Annotated in this window: 1 protein-coding gene; it reads left to right on the top strand. The window is 48.5% G+C overall.

Annotation, left to right across the window (positions count from 1 at the left end; translation table 11 throughout):
- Window positions 1–229, top strand: a 229-nt coding sequence (locus ACFVYJ_RS14000) for an ATP-binding protein (RefSeq protein ID WP_463255490.1), incomplete at both ends; no start/stop codon positions are given.

Raw genomic sequence — 229 nt, 5'->3', positions numbered from 1 at the left:
GCGTTGTATTCTGCGAATATCGAGCAGCCATGCTTCCAATTACGGACTCGGGCCCTGCGTCAGATTACCCTGGGTGCCGAAAAGCATCTTTTGGTATGTTGTGTCGAAATAATCGATAACGGGCCAGGTATACCGGAAGACATTTTTACCCGTATTTTTTACCACATGGTGAGTGGGCGTGCAGAAGGAACTGGGCTTGGGCTTTCAATAGCGCAGTCGATTATTAACC

It is taken from the genome of Pontibacter sp. JAM-7, assembly GCF_048548695.2.
Lineage (GTDB): Bacteria > Pseudomonadota > Gammaproteobacteria > Pseudomonadales > Balneatricaceae > Neptuniibacter.
Note: the sequence above shows the minus strand (reverse complement) of the source record. Positions and strands in the feature narration are given on the sequence as shown.